At 67.8% G+C, this 13,471-nt stretch carries 15 protein-coding genes; 4 read left to right on the top strand and 11 right to left on the bottom strand.

Annotation, left to right across the window (positions count from 1 at the left end; all coding sequences use genetic code 11):
• Positions 1-73: 73 nt before the first annotated feature.
• From C5F44_RS13365 to C5F44_RS13355, 3 genes are all read right to left on the bottom strand, one after another.
• Positions 74-1,630, bottom strand: coding sequence for a trimethylamine methyltransferase family protein (locus C5F44_RS13365; RefSeq protein WP_107674038.1), 1,557 nt, complete (start codon positions 1,628-1,630; stop codon positions 74-76).
• Between the two features lie 109 nt (positions 1,631-1,739).
• Complete coding sequence (locus C5F44_RS13360; RefSeq protein ID WP_107674097.1) at positions 1,740-2,432, bottom strand: HAD family hydrolase; 693 nt, start codon at positions 2,430-2,432, stop codon at positions 1,740-1,742.
• Positions 2,433-2,497: 65 nt separating this feature from the next.
• Entirely contained in the window at positions 2,498-2,776 is a 279-nt protein-coding gene (locus C5F44_RS13355; RefSeq protein WP_107674037.1) for a DUF3572 family protein, read from the bottom strand.
• A 162-nt stretch (positions 2,777-2,938) separates the two neighbouring features.
• On the opposite strand from C5F44_RS13355, the gene C5F44_RS13350 reads away from it, so the two are divergent.
• Complete coding sequence (locus tag C5F44_RS13350; RefSeq protein WP_107674036.1) at positions 2,939-4,348, top strand: diguanylate cyclase; 1,410 nt, start codon at positions 2,939-2,941, stop codon at positions 4,346-4,348.
• A gap of 6 nt (positions 4,349-4,354) precedes the next feature.
• Here C5F44_RS13350 and C5F44_RS13345 read toward each other — a convergent pair whose 3' ends face one another.
• From C5F44_RS13345 to C5F44_RS13330, 4 genes are read right to left on the bottom strand one after another with little or no spacing between them, the layout of a single operon-like run.
• Positions 4,355-4,966, bottom strand: a complete 612-nt coding sequence (locus tag C5F44_RS13345) for a periplasmic heavy metal sensor (RefSeq protein ID WP_107674035.1) — start codon at positions 4,964-4,966, stop codon at positions 4,355-4,357.
• A gap of 3 nt (positions 4,967-4,969) precedes the next feature.
• The gene (locus C5F44_RS13340; RefSeq protein ID WP_107674034.1) at positions 4,970-5,332 is read right to left on the bottom strand and encodes a dihydroorotate dehydrogenase; all 363 of its coding nucleotides are present in this window, start codon (positions 5,330-5,332) and stop codon (positions 4,970-4,972) included.
• Between the two features lie 3 nt (positions 5,333-5,335).
• Positions 5,336-5,932, bottom strand: a complete 597-nt coding sequence (locus tag C5F44_RS13335; protein WP_412917551.1) for an RNA polymerase sigma factor — start codon at positions 5,930-5,932, stop codon at positions 5,336-5,338.
• A gap of 51 nt (positions 5,933-5,983) precedes the next feature.
• Positions 5,984-6,547 carry an EF-hand domain-containing protein gene (locus tag C5F44_RS13330; RefSeq protein WP_181318267.1) on the bottom strand — a complete coding sequence of 188 codons (564 nt, stop codon included), beginning with the start codon at positions 6,545-6,547 and terminating at the stop codon, positions 5,984-5,986.
• Positions 6,548-6,747: 200 nt separating this feature from the next.
• Here C5F44_RS13330 and C5F44_RS13325 point away from each other — a divergent pair, with 200 nt between their 5' ends.
• Positions 6,748-7,170 (top strand): DUF983 domain-containing protein, encoded by a 423-nt coding sequence (locus C5F44_RS13325; RefSeq protein ID WP_107674031.1) that lies wholly within the window; start codon positions 6,748-6,750, stop codon positions 7,168-7,170.
• The gene (locus C5F44_RS13320) at positions 7,160-7,753 is read left to right on the top strand and encodes an NUDIX hydrolase (protein WP_107674030.1); all 594 of its coding nucleotides are present in this window, start codon (positions 7,160-7,162) and stop codon (positions 7,751-7,753) included. The genes C5F44_RS13325 and C5F44_RS13320 overlap by 11 nt, the downstream gene beginning before the upstream one ends.
• 69 nt (positions 7,754-7,822) lie before the next feature.
• On the opposite strand, the gene C5F44_RS13315 is transcribed toward C5F44_RS13320, so the two are convergent.
• The 4 genes from C5F44_RS13315 to C5F44_RS13300 form a co-directional block, all read right to left on the bottom strand.
• Positions 7,823-8,956, bottom strand: coding sequence for a fatty acid desaturase (locus C5F44_RS13315; protein ID WP_107674029.1), 1,134 nt, complete (start codon positions 8,954-8,956; stop codon positions 7,823-7,825).
• A 200-nt stretch (positions 8,957-9,156) separates the two neighbouring features.
• Positions 9,157-9,639: a lipocalin/fatty acid-binding family protein gene (locus tag C5F44_RS13310; RefSeq protein WP_235822631.1), complete on the bottom strand. Its 483-nt coding sequence runs from the start codon at positions 9,637-9,639 to the stop codon at positions 9,157-9,159.
• Between the two features lie 5 nt (positions 9,640-9,644).
• Positions 9,645-10,244, bottom strand: coding sequence for a hypothetical protein (locus C5F44_RS13305; RefSeq protein ID WP_181318272.1), 600 nt, complete (start codon positions 10,242-10,244; stop codon positions 9,645-9,647).
• Between the two features lie 79 nt (positions 10,245-10,323).
• Positions 10,324-11,364 (bottom strand): aldo/keto reductase, encoded by a 1,041-nt coding sequence (locus tag C5F44_RS13300; RefSeq protein ID WP_107674027.1) that lies wholly within the window; start codon positions 11,362-11,364, stop codon positions 10,324-10,326.
• A 191-nt stretch (positions 11,365-11,555) separates the two neighbouring features.
• Here C5F44_RS13300 and metG point away from each other — a divergent pair, with 191 nt between their 5' ends.
• A complete protein-coding gene (metG, locus tag C5F44_RS13295) occupies positions 11,556-13,274 on the top strand; it encodes a methionine--tRNA ligase (RefSeq protein WP_107674026.1) in 1,719 nt (572 codons plus the stop codon).
• Positions 13,275-13,471: the final 197 nt, after the last annotated feature.

Here is a 13,471-nt window from a genome sequence, read left to right as displayed (position 1 = left end):
CAAGCTGATTCCCCGGCCAAGGCTAGGGGGCGGCGGTTAACAATGCGGTAAGACGGGGCGGCAAGGCGGGCCGTCAGAAGTCGGTCGGCGCGCCGCCTTCCTGCTTGCGGCGGGCCACGAAGCGGGTCAGCTCCTCGCGCGCCACATCGTCCATCGCCGGCGCCTCGAACTCGGCCAGGATCTGCTTGTAGATCCGGTGCGCCCGCTCGACCGTCCAGACCGACCCGTCGGCCTGCCAGGCCTCATAATTCCGCCAGTCCGAAACGAAGGGCGCATAGAAGGCGGTCTGATACCTGTCCTGCGTGTGCTGGACGCCGAAGTAATGCCCGTTCGGCCCCACGTCGCGGATGGCATCGAAGGCCAGGTCGTCGTCGGTGCTGGCGAAGGTGGCCTCTTCGAAGTACCGCTGGATCATCTGCAGCACTTCGCAGTCCATGATGAACTTCTCGGGGCTGGCGATCAGCCCGCCCTCCAGCCAGCCCGCCGCGTGATAGACCATGTTGGTCCGGCTTTGCACCGCCGACCACAGGCTGTTCGAGGTTTCCCACATCGCCTGCCCGTCCGGCACATTGGCGGCGCAAACGCCGCTGGCGCGCATCGGCAGCCCGTAGAAGCGCACCAACTGCCCCGTCATCTGGGTGGCACGCATGTATTCCGGCGTGCCAAAGGCCGGCGCACCCGACTTCATGTCCACATTGCTGGTGAAGGTGCCGATCGCCACCGGGCAGCCCGGCGCGATGTATTGCAGCAGGACAATCGCCGCCAGCGCCTCGGCAATCGACAGCGCCACCGCGCCCGCCATGGTGACCGGCGCCATCGCGCCCGCCAGCGTGAAGGGCGTCACCACCACCGGCTGGCCGCGCTTGGCCAGCCGCATCGCCCCGTCCAGCATCGGGAAATCATGCTTCAGCGGGCTGACCGAGTTGATGTTGGTATACATCCGCGGCCGCGCGTCGAATTCGGAATGGGACAGACCGCCCGCGATGCGGACCATCTCCATCACATCTTCCACCCGCTCGGCCCCCAGCGAATAGGCGTGAACCACCTTGTCGGTCAGCGTCAGCTTTTCATGCAGGCAGTCCAGGTGGCGAACGCTGGCGTGAATGTCCACCGGCTCGACCGGATAGCCGCCGGCCACATGGATGCAGTTGAAATACTGCGTCAGCTTCATGAATTCCTTGAACGTCTCGAAATCGCCCGACCGCTTGCCGCGCTCCATGTCCCAGGCGTTCGGCGGGGACGAGACGTTGACGAAGACCATGTGCTTGCCGCCCATGATGATCTCATGGTCCGGGTTGCGCGGGGTGATGGTAAAGGTCTCGGGCGCGCGGCCGACCATTTCCATCACGAAATCCTCGTCCATGCGGACATTGGTTCCGTTGACGATGCAGCCGGCCTTTTTCAGATGCGCCACCGCATCGGGGTTCAGGAACTCGATCCCGATCTCGGACAGGATGCGCATCGCCGCCTTGTGAACCCGCTGCACGCCTTCGGCATCCAGCGGCTCGGTCGGGCGGTCGGGGTTCAGCGGAATCCGCCAGGGCATCTGCTCGATGGCCGCCGATCCGGCGCGTGCCTTCATGCCGGCACGGCCTCCGGCGCGGCGCTTGCGGCCCTGGTCATCGGTCATGGATCGTCCCCCTGGAAATCGTCTTCCCCAGAAGATGACCCCAGCGCCCGCCGCCGTCGCGTTTTTGGCGACGCAAATATGTCGCTTTCAGCGCATGACCCTGCCAAACTCAGCCGGAAATGCCGTCCAGCAGCGCCGGAATGGCCCCGATGTTGGGCAAGACCGCCTCGGCCATGGGGGCCAGATCGCCGGCGGTGGCAATGCCGGTCAGCACCGCCAGCGTCCGCATTCCCGCCGCACGGCCCGCCTCAAGGTCATGCAGGCTGTCGCCCACCATGAACACCCGGGCCGGGTCCAGCCCCTGCGAGGCGGCAAAGGCCTGGCACATGCCGGGGCCGGGTTTCGGCCCATAGCCGGAATCGTAACCGGCGATGAAATCCAGCAACCCGGTCAATCCATGCGCCTCAAGATGCGCCCGCGCCGGGGCTTCGCTGTCATTGGTGGCGATACCCAGCCGCAGGCCGCGCGCCCGCAGCGCGGTGAACAGCGGCACCAGCGGCACGGCCTCCGACATGGTCACGCCGGCGGCGGCTTCGTCGATGGTGGCGCGCAGGCTGGTCAGGTCGTGGTCCGGCAGATGCGGCAGCAGCGCCGCCGCAATATCGGCGGCCGTCGCCGCAATCACCACGCTGTCGGGGCGAAAGCTGCGCTCGGCCGGCAGATAGCCGATGGCCTCGGCCATTGCGGCATGATGCGCCCTGTCCCGTGCAAGACCGGCCAGAAAGTCCTCGGCCCAGCGCCCCCAACTGATGCGGAAATCGAACAGCGTGCCATCCTTGTCGAAGACGATCCCGTCAATCATGCCGTCCGCAGCCTCCCCGTTCCGGTCAGTGTCGCAGTGTTGCGTGTCGGCGCGGTGAAAGGCAATCACGTCCAGTGCGGAATCTCGCCCCCCGACAGCGCCCCCCGCGCCCGCAGCACGGTTTCGGGCGCCACACCGGCCGCCGCGGCAAAGCCCAGCACGCGCTCGTCCTCGGCCAGCACGAAATCCAGCACCGAGGCCAGCAGGTCAGGATCGCCCGCCCGTGCCCGCACCTCGTCCAGACTGGTGCCAGCGGCGGCCAGGAACTCGGCAAAGGCGTCCTCCTGCGCGGCCAGATGGGCCAGCGCCTGCAAGGCAAGGGTCTGCGCGGTGTCAGGGTTCATGGCAAAGTTATCCCCAGAAATTAAGTCTGTCTTCACAATCCCCTCGCGAAGTCGTGCGCCCTCCGGCGGCGCATCCCGACACTTTGAAAGGATTTGTTAACCTTCTCGGTAACACATTGCTCACCATCAAGCGGTGAATGCCAGATTGGGCTGAGAGAAACCATGCACGGGCGAATCCTCATCGTGGATGATACGGCGACAAACCGCATCGTCTACAAGGTCAAGCTCAGCGACGCGTTCTACGAACCGTTGCTGGCCGCCGACGGTGCCACCGGGCTGCGCCTTGCCCAGGACGCCGCGCCCGATCTTGTGCTGCTGGACCTGTCGCTGCGCGATCTGCCGGGGCCCGAGGTGCTGCGCCGGCTGAAGGCCAACCCGCTGACCCGCGCGATCCCCGTCATCGCGCTGTCGGCCAGCCCCGGCGCCGCCGACCGCGGCCTTGCCCTGGCCGCCGGCGCCGATGACGTGATGAGCCGCCCCTTGAACGATGCCGCGCTTCTGGCCCGGATGCGCAACCTGCTGCGCCTGCGCGAAGAGGCGCGCTTCGTCACCCGCGCCTGGGGGCATGAAGCGCCCTCGATCCTGGGCATGGCCGAAGGTGCCGCCCCGTTTGACCCCGCCCCGTTCACGCCCGCCGGCACCGTGGCCCTTGTCACCAGCCGGGTCGAACTGGCGCTGGCCTGGAAACACCAGTTGCGCCGCCAGATGCGCGACGGGCTGGTGGTGATGTCGCGCGAACAGGCACTGGCCCTGCCGCCCGCCCGCGATTCCACCATCCCCGATGTCTTTGTGGTCGAGGCCGATCTCGACGCCCCCGGCGGCGGCCTGCGGCTGATGTCGGAACTGGGCAGCCACGCCGGCACCCGCCACAGCGCCACCTGCATCATCACCCCCGGCGAAGATGACGAAACCACCGTCATGGCCTTCGACATGGGCGCCGATGACGTGCTGTCCGCCCGCCTGTGCGACCATGAGCTTGCCCCCCGCCTGCGCACGCTGATCGCCCGCAAGCGGCAGGCCGACCGCATCCGCGCCACGGTGGAAGACGGGCTGCGCCTGTCGATCATCGACCCGCTGACCGGCATCTACAACCGCCGCTACGCCCTGCCCCGGCTGGCCGGCATCGCCGCGCAGGCCGCCTCGGAAGGCTCTGATTTCGCGGTCATGGTGGTGGATCTCGACCGCTTCAAATCGGTGAATGACCGCTTCGGTCATGCCGCCGGCGATGCCGTCCTTGTCGAAGTGGCCCGCCGCCTGTCCGAAAACCTGCGCCTCAGCGACATGCTGGCCCGCATCGGCGGCGAGGAATTTCTGGTCGCCCTGCCGCAAACCACCCTGCCCGAGGCCGAGCGCGTCGCCGAACGCCTGCGTCAGATGGTGTGCGAGGCGCCGGTCACGCTGCCCTCGGGCGACGGGCTGCATGTCACCGTCTCGATCGGCGTGGCCCTGGGCGCCCGGCGGTCCGAACAGACCGAAGATGTCTCGACCCTGGTCGACCGGGCCGATCAGGCGCTGCTGTCGTCGAAATCCGCCGGCCGCAATGTGGTGACCTTCAGCCGCAACGCGGCCTGACGGCGCTCAGTTGCCCGTGTTGTCGGGCGCGGGCGCCGGGGGTTCGGCCTTGCGCTCCTTGTCCCTGGCCTTCTCCTTGCCGGGCTTGTCCTTGCCCTTGTCGCTGTCTCGATCCTGCCGCGACGCGCGTTTCAGCGCCTTTTCCAGCCGGTCGGCAAATTCGGCCCGCGCTTCGGGCGACATCGCCTTCAGATGGCCGGCAATCACCTCGCGCCCCTTGGCCAGCATTTCGGCATTGCGGTTCGCGATGGTGGCCAGCGCGCTGTCCAGCGCCGCCGGGTCCAGCACCGGCGCCCGCAGCACCGTGACCAGTGCTGTGAAATCGGCCTGCATTTCCGCCCGCCCCCGCACCAGCTCCGGTGCGCTGCGCAGGAATTCAGCCCGCAGCGCCTTGCGGTCCTGATGGCTCAGCGCCTCGCCCAGCGGGCCGAAGCCCAGATCGCGGTCGCGGCGTTGCGGTGGCCCGCCGTCGCGCAGGAAGGCCCCGGCGGCCAGGCCCGCCACCGCAAGGTTCAGCGCCAGCGAAACGCCCAGCAGCAGCTTGACCCAACCCGCCGTGCGGACGGGCGCAGGCGCAGGCGGCGGCGTTTCGGCTGGCGGGGCAACGGGTTCGGTCATGGATCAACCCTCGGTCATGAAGATGTCGGCGGCGGGAACCAGTTCGATGCCCGAAGCCGTGGAAAGATAGTCATCGGTCAGCCAGGTCAGGGCCGAGGGGTTGTTGTAGCCCACCGCCAGCCCGATCATCGCCGCGCAGCCAAGGCCCGCCACCAGCCCTGCCCCGCCAAAGCTGGCGGACAGTGCAGCCCAAAGGCCAGGTCGCCGCTGCGGCGCGGCTTGCGGGGCCACAGGCACGGCCGCAGCCATGCGCGGCTGTTCTGCCAGCGCATCGGCCAGCACCCGCGACAGGAAATCGTCAGACGGGGTCAGGGCCGGCGTCGTCCGGGCCTCGGCCAGGAGACGGTCAAGATCACGATCGTTCATCGTTCAGTCTCCTTCATATCCCAGCGCCTCGCGCTGGCCGGCAAGGGCCTGCGCCAACGCGCGTTTTCCCCGGGCGACAAGGCTTTCAACCGCCTCGACTCCCACCCCCAGCACCGCGCCGATCTCGGGGTTGGACAACCCTTCCAGATGGCGCAGCACCACCGCTTCGCGCTGCCGGTCGGGCAAGGCCGCCAGCGCCCGCGCCAATGCCCCCTGCCGGTCGGCCTCGATCATCTGCGCCACGGCGCCGGGCGCGTCGTCGGCCACCTCGGGCGCATCGTCCAGCGCGCCCTGCCGGTGGCGGCTGCGCGCCCGCAGCCGGTCGGTCGCCAGGTTCGACACCACCCGGTAAAGCCAGGTCGAGACCTTGGCCTCGCCCGCGCGCCAGCCGGGGGCGGCCCGCCACAGGCGCAGCAGCGCCTCTTGCGTCACATCCTCGGCCTCGGCCCGGTCGCCGCCCAGCAGCCGGGCCGCAAAGCCCAGCACACGGGGCGCCAGCCGCAGCGTCAGGGTCCGCGCCGCCACAGGGTCGCCGGCGGCATAAAGCGCCAGCAGCGCCTCGTCCGTCATCGTCGTCTCTGCGGGAATGTCGCGGGCCATGCTCATGCCGGGGTCTTAGCGCAGGCCGGGGGGCCTGCGCAAAGGTTGCGCTCAGTTCCAGCCCCAGCCCCAGACATCCTCGCCATGGCCGCCATGGCCCTTGCCGCCCTTCTTGCCCTTGTGGCCCTTCTTGTCGTCCAGCCATTTCATGGCGTCGGCCAGTTCTTCCTTGGTCACCGACCCGTCATTGTCGGCATCGGCCAGATCGAACACCCGGCCATCCATCCGGCTCGCCGGCAGCTCGGCGGGCGACAGCTTGCCGTCCTTGTCGGCATCCAGCTTGCCAACCATCCGCTCGGCGCCCTTCATCATGCGCGCCTCGATTTCCTTCAGCCGCATGGCCACCAGTTCTTCCTTGCTCAGGAAGCCGTCCTTGTCGGCATCGGCCTCGGCAAAGCGGGCCGCGCGCCAGGCGTCGATCTCGGCCTGGGTCACCTTGCCGTCCTTGTCGGTGTCCATCGCATCGAAATTCTCGAACATGACCGGCGCCTTCGCGTCGGGGGCCGCCGCGGGCTTGGCGTCCGGCGCGGGGGTTTCCTGGGCGGCGGCGGTCATGGCCAGCAGCGCCGTGGTGGCCAGGGCAAGGGTCAGGGTGCGGGTGATCATCGTGGTCATCCTTCGTTTCATGGGCAGGCACAGCAGGCGGCTGCGTCCCTTCATGACCAACAAACGCTTGCCAAAGCGGATTCCGTCGCAGAAACCTGCGTCATGCCGCCACAGCGTCACAACGCGCCCTGTGCGCGCATTTGCCCCGTATCTATTCTGCATCCAACGGTATACCGTCCTGCAGTGCCCTTTCCCTTGCGGAGCAGACCATGCTCAACATTGCCCAACTGAACGAAACGCGCGCGGCCGCCACGCTTGAAGACGGGGAACGTCCGCTCTGGCCCGCGATGCAGCGGGGCTGGCGCTGCCGCTGCCCGAACTGCGGTGCAGGCCCCATGATGAACGGCTATCTCAAGGTGCGCGACACCTGCGCCGTCTGCGGCGAAGACCTGCACCACCAGCGCGCGGATGATGGCCCGGCCTATCTGACGATCCTGATCGTCGGCCATCTGATGGCCCCGCTGATGCTGTTCGTCTTCACCCGCTACCGGCCCGATCCGCTGATTTCGGCCACCGTTTTCTCCATCGGCTGCGTGGCGCTGTCGCTGTTCCTGCTGCCGCGCATCAAGGGCGCGATGGTGGGGCTGCAATGGGCCAAGCGGATGCACGGATTCGGCCAGAATGACGGCTGAGGCGATTCGCCCCGCCGCCACCGTGATCCTGACGCGCCCCACGGCCACCGGCCCGCAGGTGCTGATGGGCCAGCGGGGCGCCGGGGCCGCCTTCATGCCGTCGAAATACGTCTTCCCCGGCGGCGCGGTCGATTCCGGCGATGGCTGGACCGGCCCGCTGCCGCTGGCCGCCGCCTGCGCGGCACGGCTTGCCAGCGCCCCGGTGCCCGCCCCGGCGCTGGTCGGGGCCGCCTGCCGCGAACTGGCCGAGGAAACCGGCCTGACCTTCCGCCCCGGCGCCGCCGCCCTGCGCTTCGTGTTCCGCGCGATCACGCCCCCCGGCCGCAGCCGCCGCTTCGACGCCTGCTTCTTCCTGGCCGATGCCGCCGGGCTGGCCGGCGACCCGGACGATTTCTCTGCCGCCTCGGATGAGCTGTCGCATCTGCACTGGATCGGGCTGGCCGAAGCGCGGTCGCTTGACCTGCCCTTCATCACCGAAGTCGTGCTGGCCGAGGTGACGAACCTGATGAACGGCGGCGATCAGCCCGGCGTGCCGTTCTTCGACAATTCCGGCACCATCCCCACCTTCCGCCGCCTGATCTGACCGCCGGAAACGACAGCACCCGCCCTTCTGCGGGGCGGGTGCCGGATCGTTCGCGCGGGGGGCCGGGCCTCAGCTCGGGCTCTTGCGCCCCTTGCGGCCCTTGGCGGGAGGCTCTGCCTCTTCCAGCGCCTCGACCACCACCGCATCCAGAACCTCGCCCTCCAGCACCACAGCCTCGGGCGCATCTGCCTTCGGCGTGGCTTCTGCGGCAATGTCTGCAACGGGGGCCGCCGCTTCCGGCGCAGCCGGGCCAACCGACACCACCACGGTTTCCTCGGGCAGGTCATCCGGCTCGGCGCCCGACTTGTTCACCGGCCAGACCGGATGCGGCACCGGATCCTTGGCCTTGAGGAAGTATTTCGAGAACACCTCGGAATAGCTCTTGAACACATAGCCGTCGTTGCGGCGCTGGTAATGCTCGCGCTTGGCGGCATACATCTCGGGCAGCTTGTACCACGGCACATTGGGGTGCATGTGGTGAACAACGTGATAGTTGTTGTTCAGGAACAGATAGGCCAGCGGCCCCTTGTCCTCGATCACAACAGTCCGGGCGCGGAACTTCTCATGCGCGCGGTGTTCCAGATAGGTGCGGATCTTCAAGAGCGACGCCCCCAGATAGGCCGACAGCACCCAGGCCCAGACCGGCATCGAGCCGACACCCAGAATCCACCACAGCGCCAGCATCACGCCAATGCCGTGCAGCGCCCAGGACAGCGCGATCCGTTCATTCCCCGCCTTGATCTGCGCGATGTCGCCGCGAATGAACGACACCAGCCCGATCGCCGGCCCCACCAGCATCCGCCCCGCCAGCGTGTTGTTGAACCGCAGAAGCGCCTGATAGCGCGGGGTCAGCTTGTTCCACACCTCGGGGTCAAGGAAGTTCGACTCCGGGTCGTCATAGGGGTCGGTCAGCGCCGGGTCGTAATGGTGCTGAAGATGCGTGTCCCGGAACCGCAGGTAGGGGTAGAACAACCCGATGGCCGGGAACACCAGCAGATGGTTCAGCGTGGCGTTCTTCGTCGGGTGGCCGTGCAGCGCCTCATGCTGAAGCGAGGAATGCTGCGCGATGGCCACCGCGGCCAGCAACAGCCCCAAAGGCGGCAGGGCTGCCCACAGAACCGATGTCGCAAGGCCCCAGGCCACATAGGTGCCCGCCAGCAGCAGCAGGGTCGGCCATTCGACCTCAACAGTTTCGTTGCGCATTTCGTGACGCCTCCGTGTCCGTCTCGCGTTTCGCGACAACACCTCTTACGCGCATCACCGCCCCGAAAGATATGCTTCCAGAACCGCGAACTTGTCGGTTTCAGGACAACACAAGCCGATCCCGTTCCACAAGCACGAGATGGCCCCGAATCCCCGGCTGCGACCTTGTGAAGCAAGCCCGGCCCGCGGCGGGACCGGCGTCAGAACGGCCGCAGCCCGGCCTTGGCATAGCCGTTGAATTCGAAGATCTCGGCGGCGGCGGTCAGCCGGTCGGGCGGAATGGCGCCCCGGTCCAGCACGAAGCCGAAGCTGCCGTCGGGCGTGGCCACCGCCAGCGTGCGATAGCCGCTGTCGACCCAGATCACCCACCAGTCGGCCATGCCCGGCACCGCCAGCCGCCCCGGCCCCGCCTGTCCCAGCGGCCCGCTGGCGCGCACCTCGCGCCCGTTCAGGCACAGCCGGGCAGAAATCTGCAACCCGCCCGCGCCACGGGTGATCTCGGCCCCGCCGGGGGCGCAGCCGGGCCGGTCGCCCGCCGCATAGGCCGCCACCTGCCGCCAGCTTCCCTCGATCCGGGCCGGCACGAAGGCCGCTGCCGACCAGATCCCGGCCGAGGCCGGACGAAACGCCGTCCCGCGCTGCGGCGCCGAAGAAACGCAGGCGGCCAGCGCCAGCACCGTCACCAGGGTCAATCGAGACAGAGCGTCATCCTCCGGCCAGAGTCATCCAGAATGTCATTGCAGCCGAACAGCGGCTGGAACGGCGCGCAGGTGCCCGACCGGGCCAGGCAATCGCCCTTGCATTGCGTGCCCGAAGTGCAGGACTTAGCCCCTTCGCCGGTATAGGTCACGCAGGCGCGCACATTCCCGGCGCCGGCCTTGGCCCAGATCCCCTTCTTCTTTTCGCAGGCAATCTGCGCAGCGGTCTTTTCCGCCTCGGGCACCACCGGGGCCGCTTCGGGCGCAGGCGGTGCTGCCTCCGCCGGCTTGGCGGTGTCCGCAGGGGCCGGCGCGGGGGCGGCAGGCGGGCTTGCAGGCGCCGCCGCCGGTTTCGCTGCCGCAGGCGGGGCCGCCGGCACCGGGGCCACCGCCCCTGCCGCAGCCGCAGCAGCGGGCGCAGCGGCGGGCGCGTCCAGCGCCGAAACCTCGATTTCCCCGCCGGTCACCGGGTTCGCGGCGACCGCGGGTTCGGGGGTTGCCCGCTTGCCTGACCCCAGCCAGGGCACGCAGGCCCCCAGCATCAGCGCCAGCAGCAAGGCAAGGGCTGCCTTGGGAAAACGTCCTGTCATCGGCTTCCTGCCGTTCCTGCTCTTTTTCCCAGATGTGCCCCGAAAGCGGCCCGCGCCGCAAGCGCCTTGGTAGGGCGCCTCAGTAGGGCCGCGGGTTTTCGCGATGCGCCGCCGCGATCTCGGCCAGCACCTCGGGCGACAGCACCAGCCCCGCCGCGCCGATGTTGGTTTCAAGCTGCCCCAGCGTCGTGGCCCCGATGATCGGGATGGTGGTAAAGGGCCGCGACCGGCAGAAGGCAATCGCCATCTGGCAAGGGTCCAGCCCGTGCCGCGCCGCAATCCCCAGATAGGCCGCCACCGCCGGGAAGACCCGCGGCGTGATCCGCCCGCTCAGATCGGGGTTCAGCGCCCGCCGCGTGCCCTCGGGCGTCACGTCGCCGGCGTATTTCCCGCTCAGCAAGCCCGTCGCCAGCGGCGAAAAGGCCAGCAGCGGCATGTCCTCGATCAGGCTCAGCTCGGCCCAGTCGGTATCGAACTGCCGGCACAGCAGGCTGTATTCGTTCTGCACGCTGACCATGCGCGGCAGGCCCAGCGTCTCGGCCAGATGCAGCCAGCGCGCCGCGCCCCAGACGCTTTCGTTCGACAGGCCGATGGCCCGGATCTTGCCCTCGGCCACCAAGGTCTGCGCCGTGGTCAGCACGTCTACCATCTGCGCCGTCTCGGCCGCACGGTCCACGCCCTGCGGGGCGTAATTCCACGCCTGGCGGAAGTGATAGCTGCCCCGGTTCGGCCAGTGCAGTTGGTAAAGGTCAACGTAATCCGTCTTCAGCCGCGTCAGCGACCCTTCCAGCGCGCGGCGCAGGCTGCGCCCGGTGATCGGCTCGCCCGGCCGCACCACCTGCCCCTTGCCGGTGACCTTGGTCGCGATCACCAGCCGCGACCGGCCGCCCCGCGCGGCCAGCCAGGTGCCGATGATCTCTTCGGTGCGGCCCACCGTCTCGGCCCGGACCGGGTTCACCGGATACATCTCGGCGGTGTCCCAGAAGGTCACCCCCCGCTCCAGCGCCAGATCGGCCTGGGCATGGCCCTCGGCCTCGGTGTTCTGGCTGCCCCAGGTCATGGTGCCCAGGCACAGCTCCGAAACGGTCAGGCCCGACTGGCCCAGCGGAATCATCTTCATCGCGCACTCCCTTTCCCGCAAGGCTAGTGCCCAAAGCGGCGCTGTCCATCCGCCGCCGTCAACGGGCCCCGGATTGTGCGGTAAACTTGCCGGGAAATGCCCGTCGCGGGGGCACCCGCCCTGCCCTGCCTCTGGCCCTTGGCCTGCGCGCGCGCTAAACAACCCGGCATCCGCGACACAAGGCACCCCAGATGGCACGCATCCTCATCACCTCCGCCATCCCCTATATCAACGGGATCAAGCACCTCGGCAATCTTGTCGGCAGTCAGTTGCCCGCCGACCTGTTCGCCCGCTACATGCGTGGCCGCGGCCATGAGGTGATGTTCCTCTGCGCCACCGACGAACACGGCACCCCCGCCGAACTGGCCGCCGCCAAGGCCGGCAAGCCGGTGCAGGAATACTGCGCCGAGATGCACAAGGTTCAGGCCGATCTGGCCCGCGGCTTCCGCCTGTCGTTCGATCATTTCGGCCGCTCGTCCAGCCAGCGCAACCACCGGCTGACCCAGCATTTCGCAGGCCGGCTGGCCGACAACGGTCATATTGCCGAAGTCAGCGAAAAGCAGGTCTTCTCCATCGACGACAACCGCTTCCTGCCGGACCGCTACATCACCGGCACCTGCCCGAACTGCGGCTATGAGGCGGCGCGCGGCGACCAGTGCGAAAACTGCACCAAGCAGCTTGACCCGACCGACCTGATCAACCCGCGCTCCTCGATTTCCGGCAGCACCAACCTTGAGGTGCGCGAGACCAAGCACCTGTATCTCAAGCAGCGCGCGCTGAAAGACAAGCTGGAAGCCTGGATCGACTCGAAGACCGACTGGCCGGTCCTGACCACCTCGATCGCCAAGAAATGGCTGAACGATGGCGACGGCCTGCAAGACCGCGGCATCACCCGCGACCTGCACTGGGGCATCCCGGTGCGCCGGGGTGACCAGCCCTGGCCCGGCATGGAGGGCAAGGTGTTCTACGTCTGGTTCGATGCCCCCATCGAATACATCGCCTGCACCGCCGAATGGGCCGATGCCAACGGCAGGCACGATGCCGATTGGGAACGCTGGTGGCGCACCGACAAGGGCGCGGCGGACGTGACCTATTATCAGTTCATGGGCAAGGACAACGTGCCCTTCCACACCCTGTCCTTCCCGGCCACCATCCTTGGCTCGGAAGAGCCGTGGAAGATGGTCGATTACCTGAAATCCTTCAACTACCTGAACTATGACGGCGGCCAGTTCTCCACCAGCCAGGGCCGCGGCGTGTTCATGGATCAGGCGCTGTCGATCCTGCCCGCCGATTACTGGCGCTGGTGGCTGCTGAGCCACGCCCCCGAATCCAGCGACAGTGAATTCACCTGGGAAAACTTCCAGGCCAGCGTGAACAAGGATCTGGCCGATGTGCTGGGCAATTTCGTCAGCCGCGTCACCAAGTTCGCCCAAAGCAAGTTTGGCGATACCGTGCCCGCAGGCGGCGACTATGGCCCGCAGGAACATGCGCTGATCGCCGATCTGGGCGCCCGCATCCGCGACTATGAAGCCTGCATGAACGCGATCGAGGTCCGCAAGGCCGCCGCCGAGCTGCGGGCGATCTGGGTCGCAGGCAACGAATACCTGCAATCCGCCGCCCCCTGGACCGCCGTCAAGACCGACCCCGACCGCGCCCAGGCCATCATCCGGCTGGCGCTGAACCTGATCCGCGTCTACGCGATCCTGTCGCGCCCCTTCATCCCCGATGCGGCCGAAACGATGATGCAGGCCATGGGCAGTTCTGACTGGACCTGGCCCGATGACCTGCCCGCTGCCATGCGGAGCCTGACCCCCGGCCAGCCGTTCAGCGTGCCGGAAAACCTGTTCCGCAAGATCACCGACGACGAACGCGCCGACTGGCAGACCCGCTTTTCGGGCGTGCGCAGCTAAGGGCCGCCGCCTGCCAGTGAAAATGCAAAGGGGAAACGCACCGCGTTTCCCCTTTGTCCTTCCGGCATGGGGAAAACCTGACCCCGGAATTGATGACAATCAAATTCATTTGCCGGAATCCGCCAAGTCAGGCAGATTTTTCCGGCACCCAACCCTTGGCAGTTTCCGCCAATCCACCACGGGTTCCTGCAGAGTTA

The organism is Fuscovulum blasticum DSM 2131 (genome assembly GCF_003034965.1).
Taxonomy (GTDB): Bacteria; Pseudomonadota; Alphaproteobacteria; order Rhodobacterales; family Rhodobacteraceae; genus Pseudogemmobacter; species Pseudogemmobacter blasticus.
This window is presented reverse-complemented; position numbering and strand designations above follow the sequence as displayed.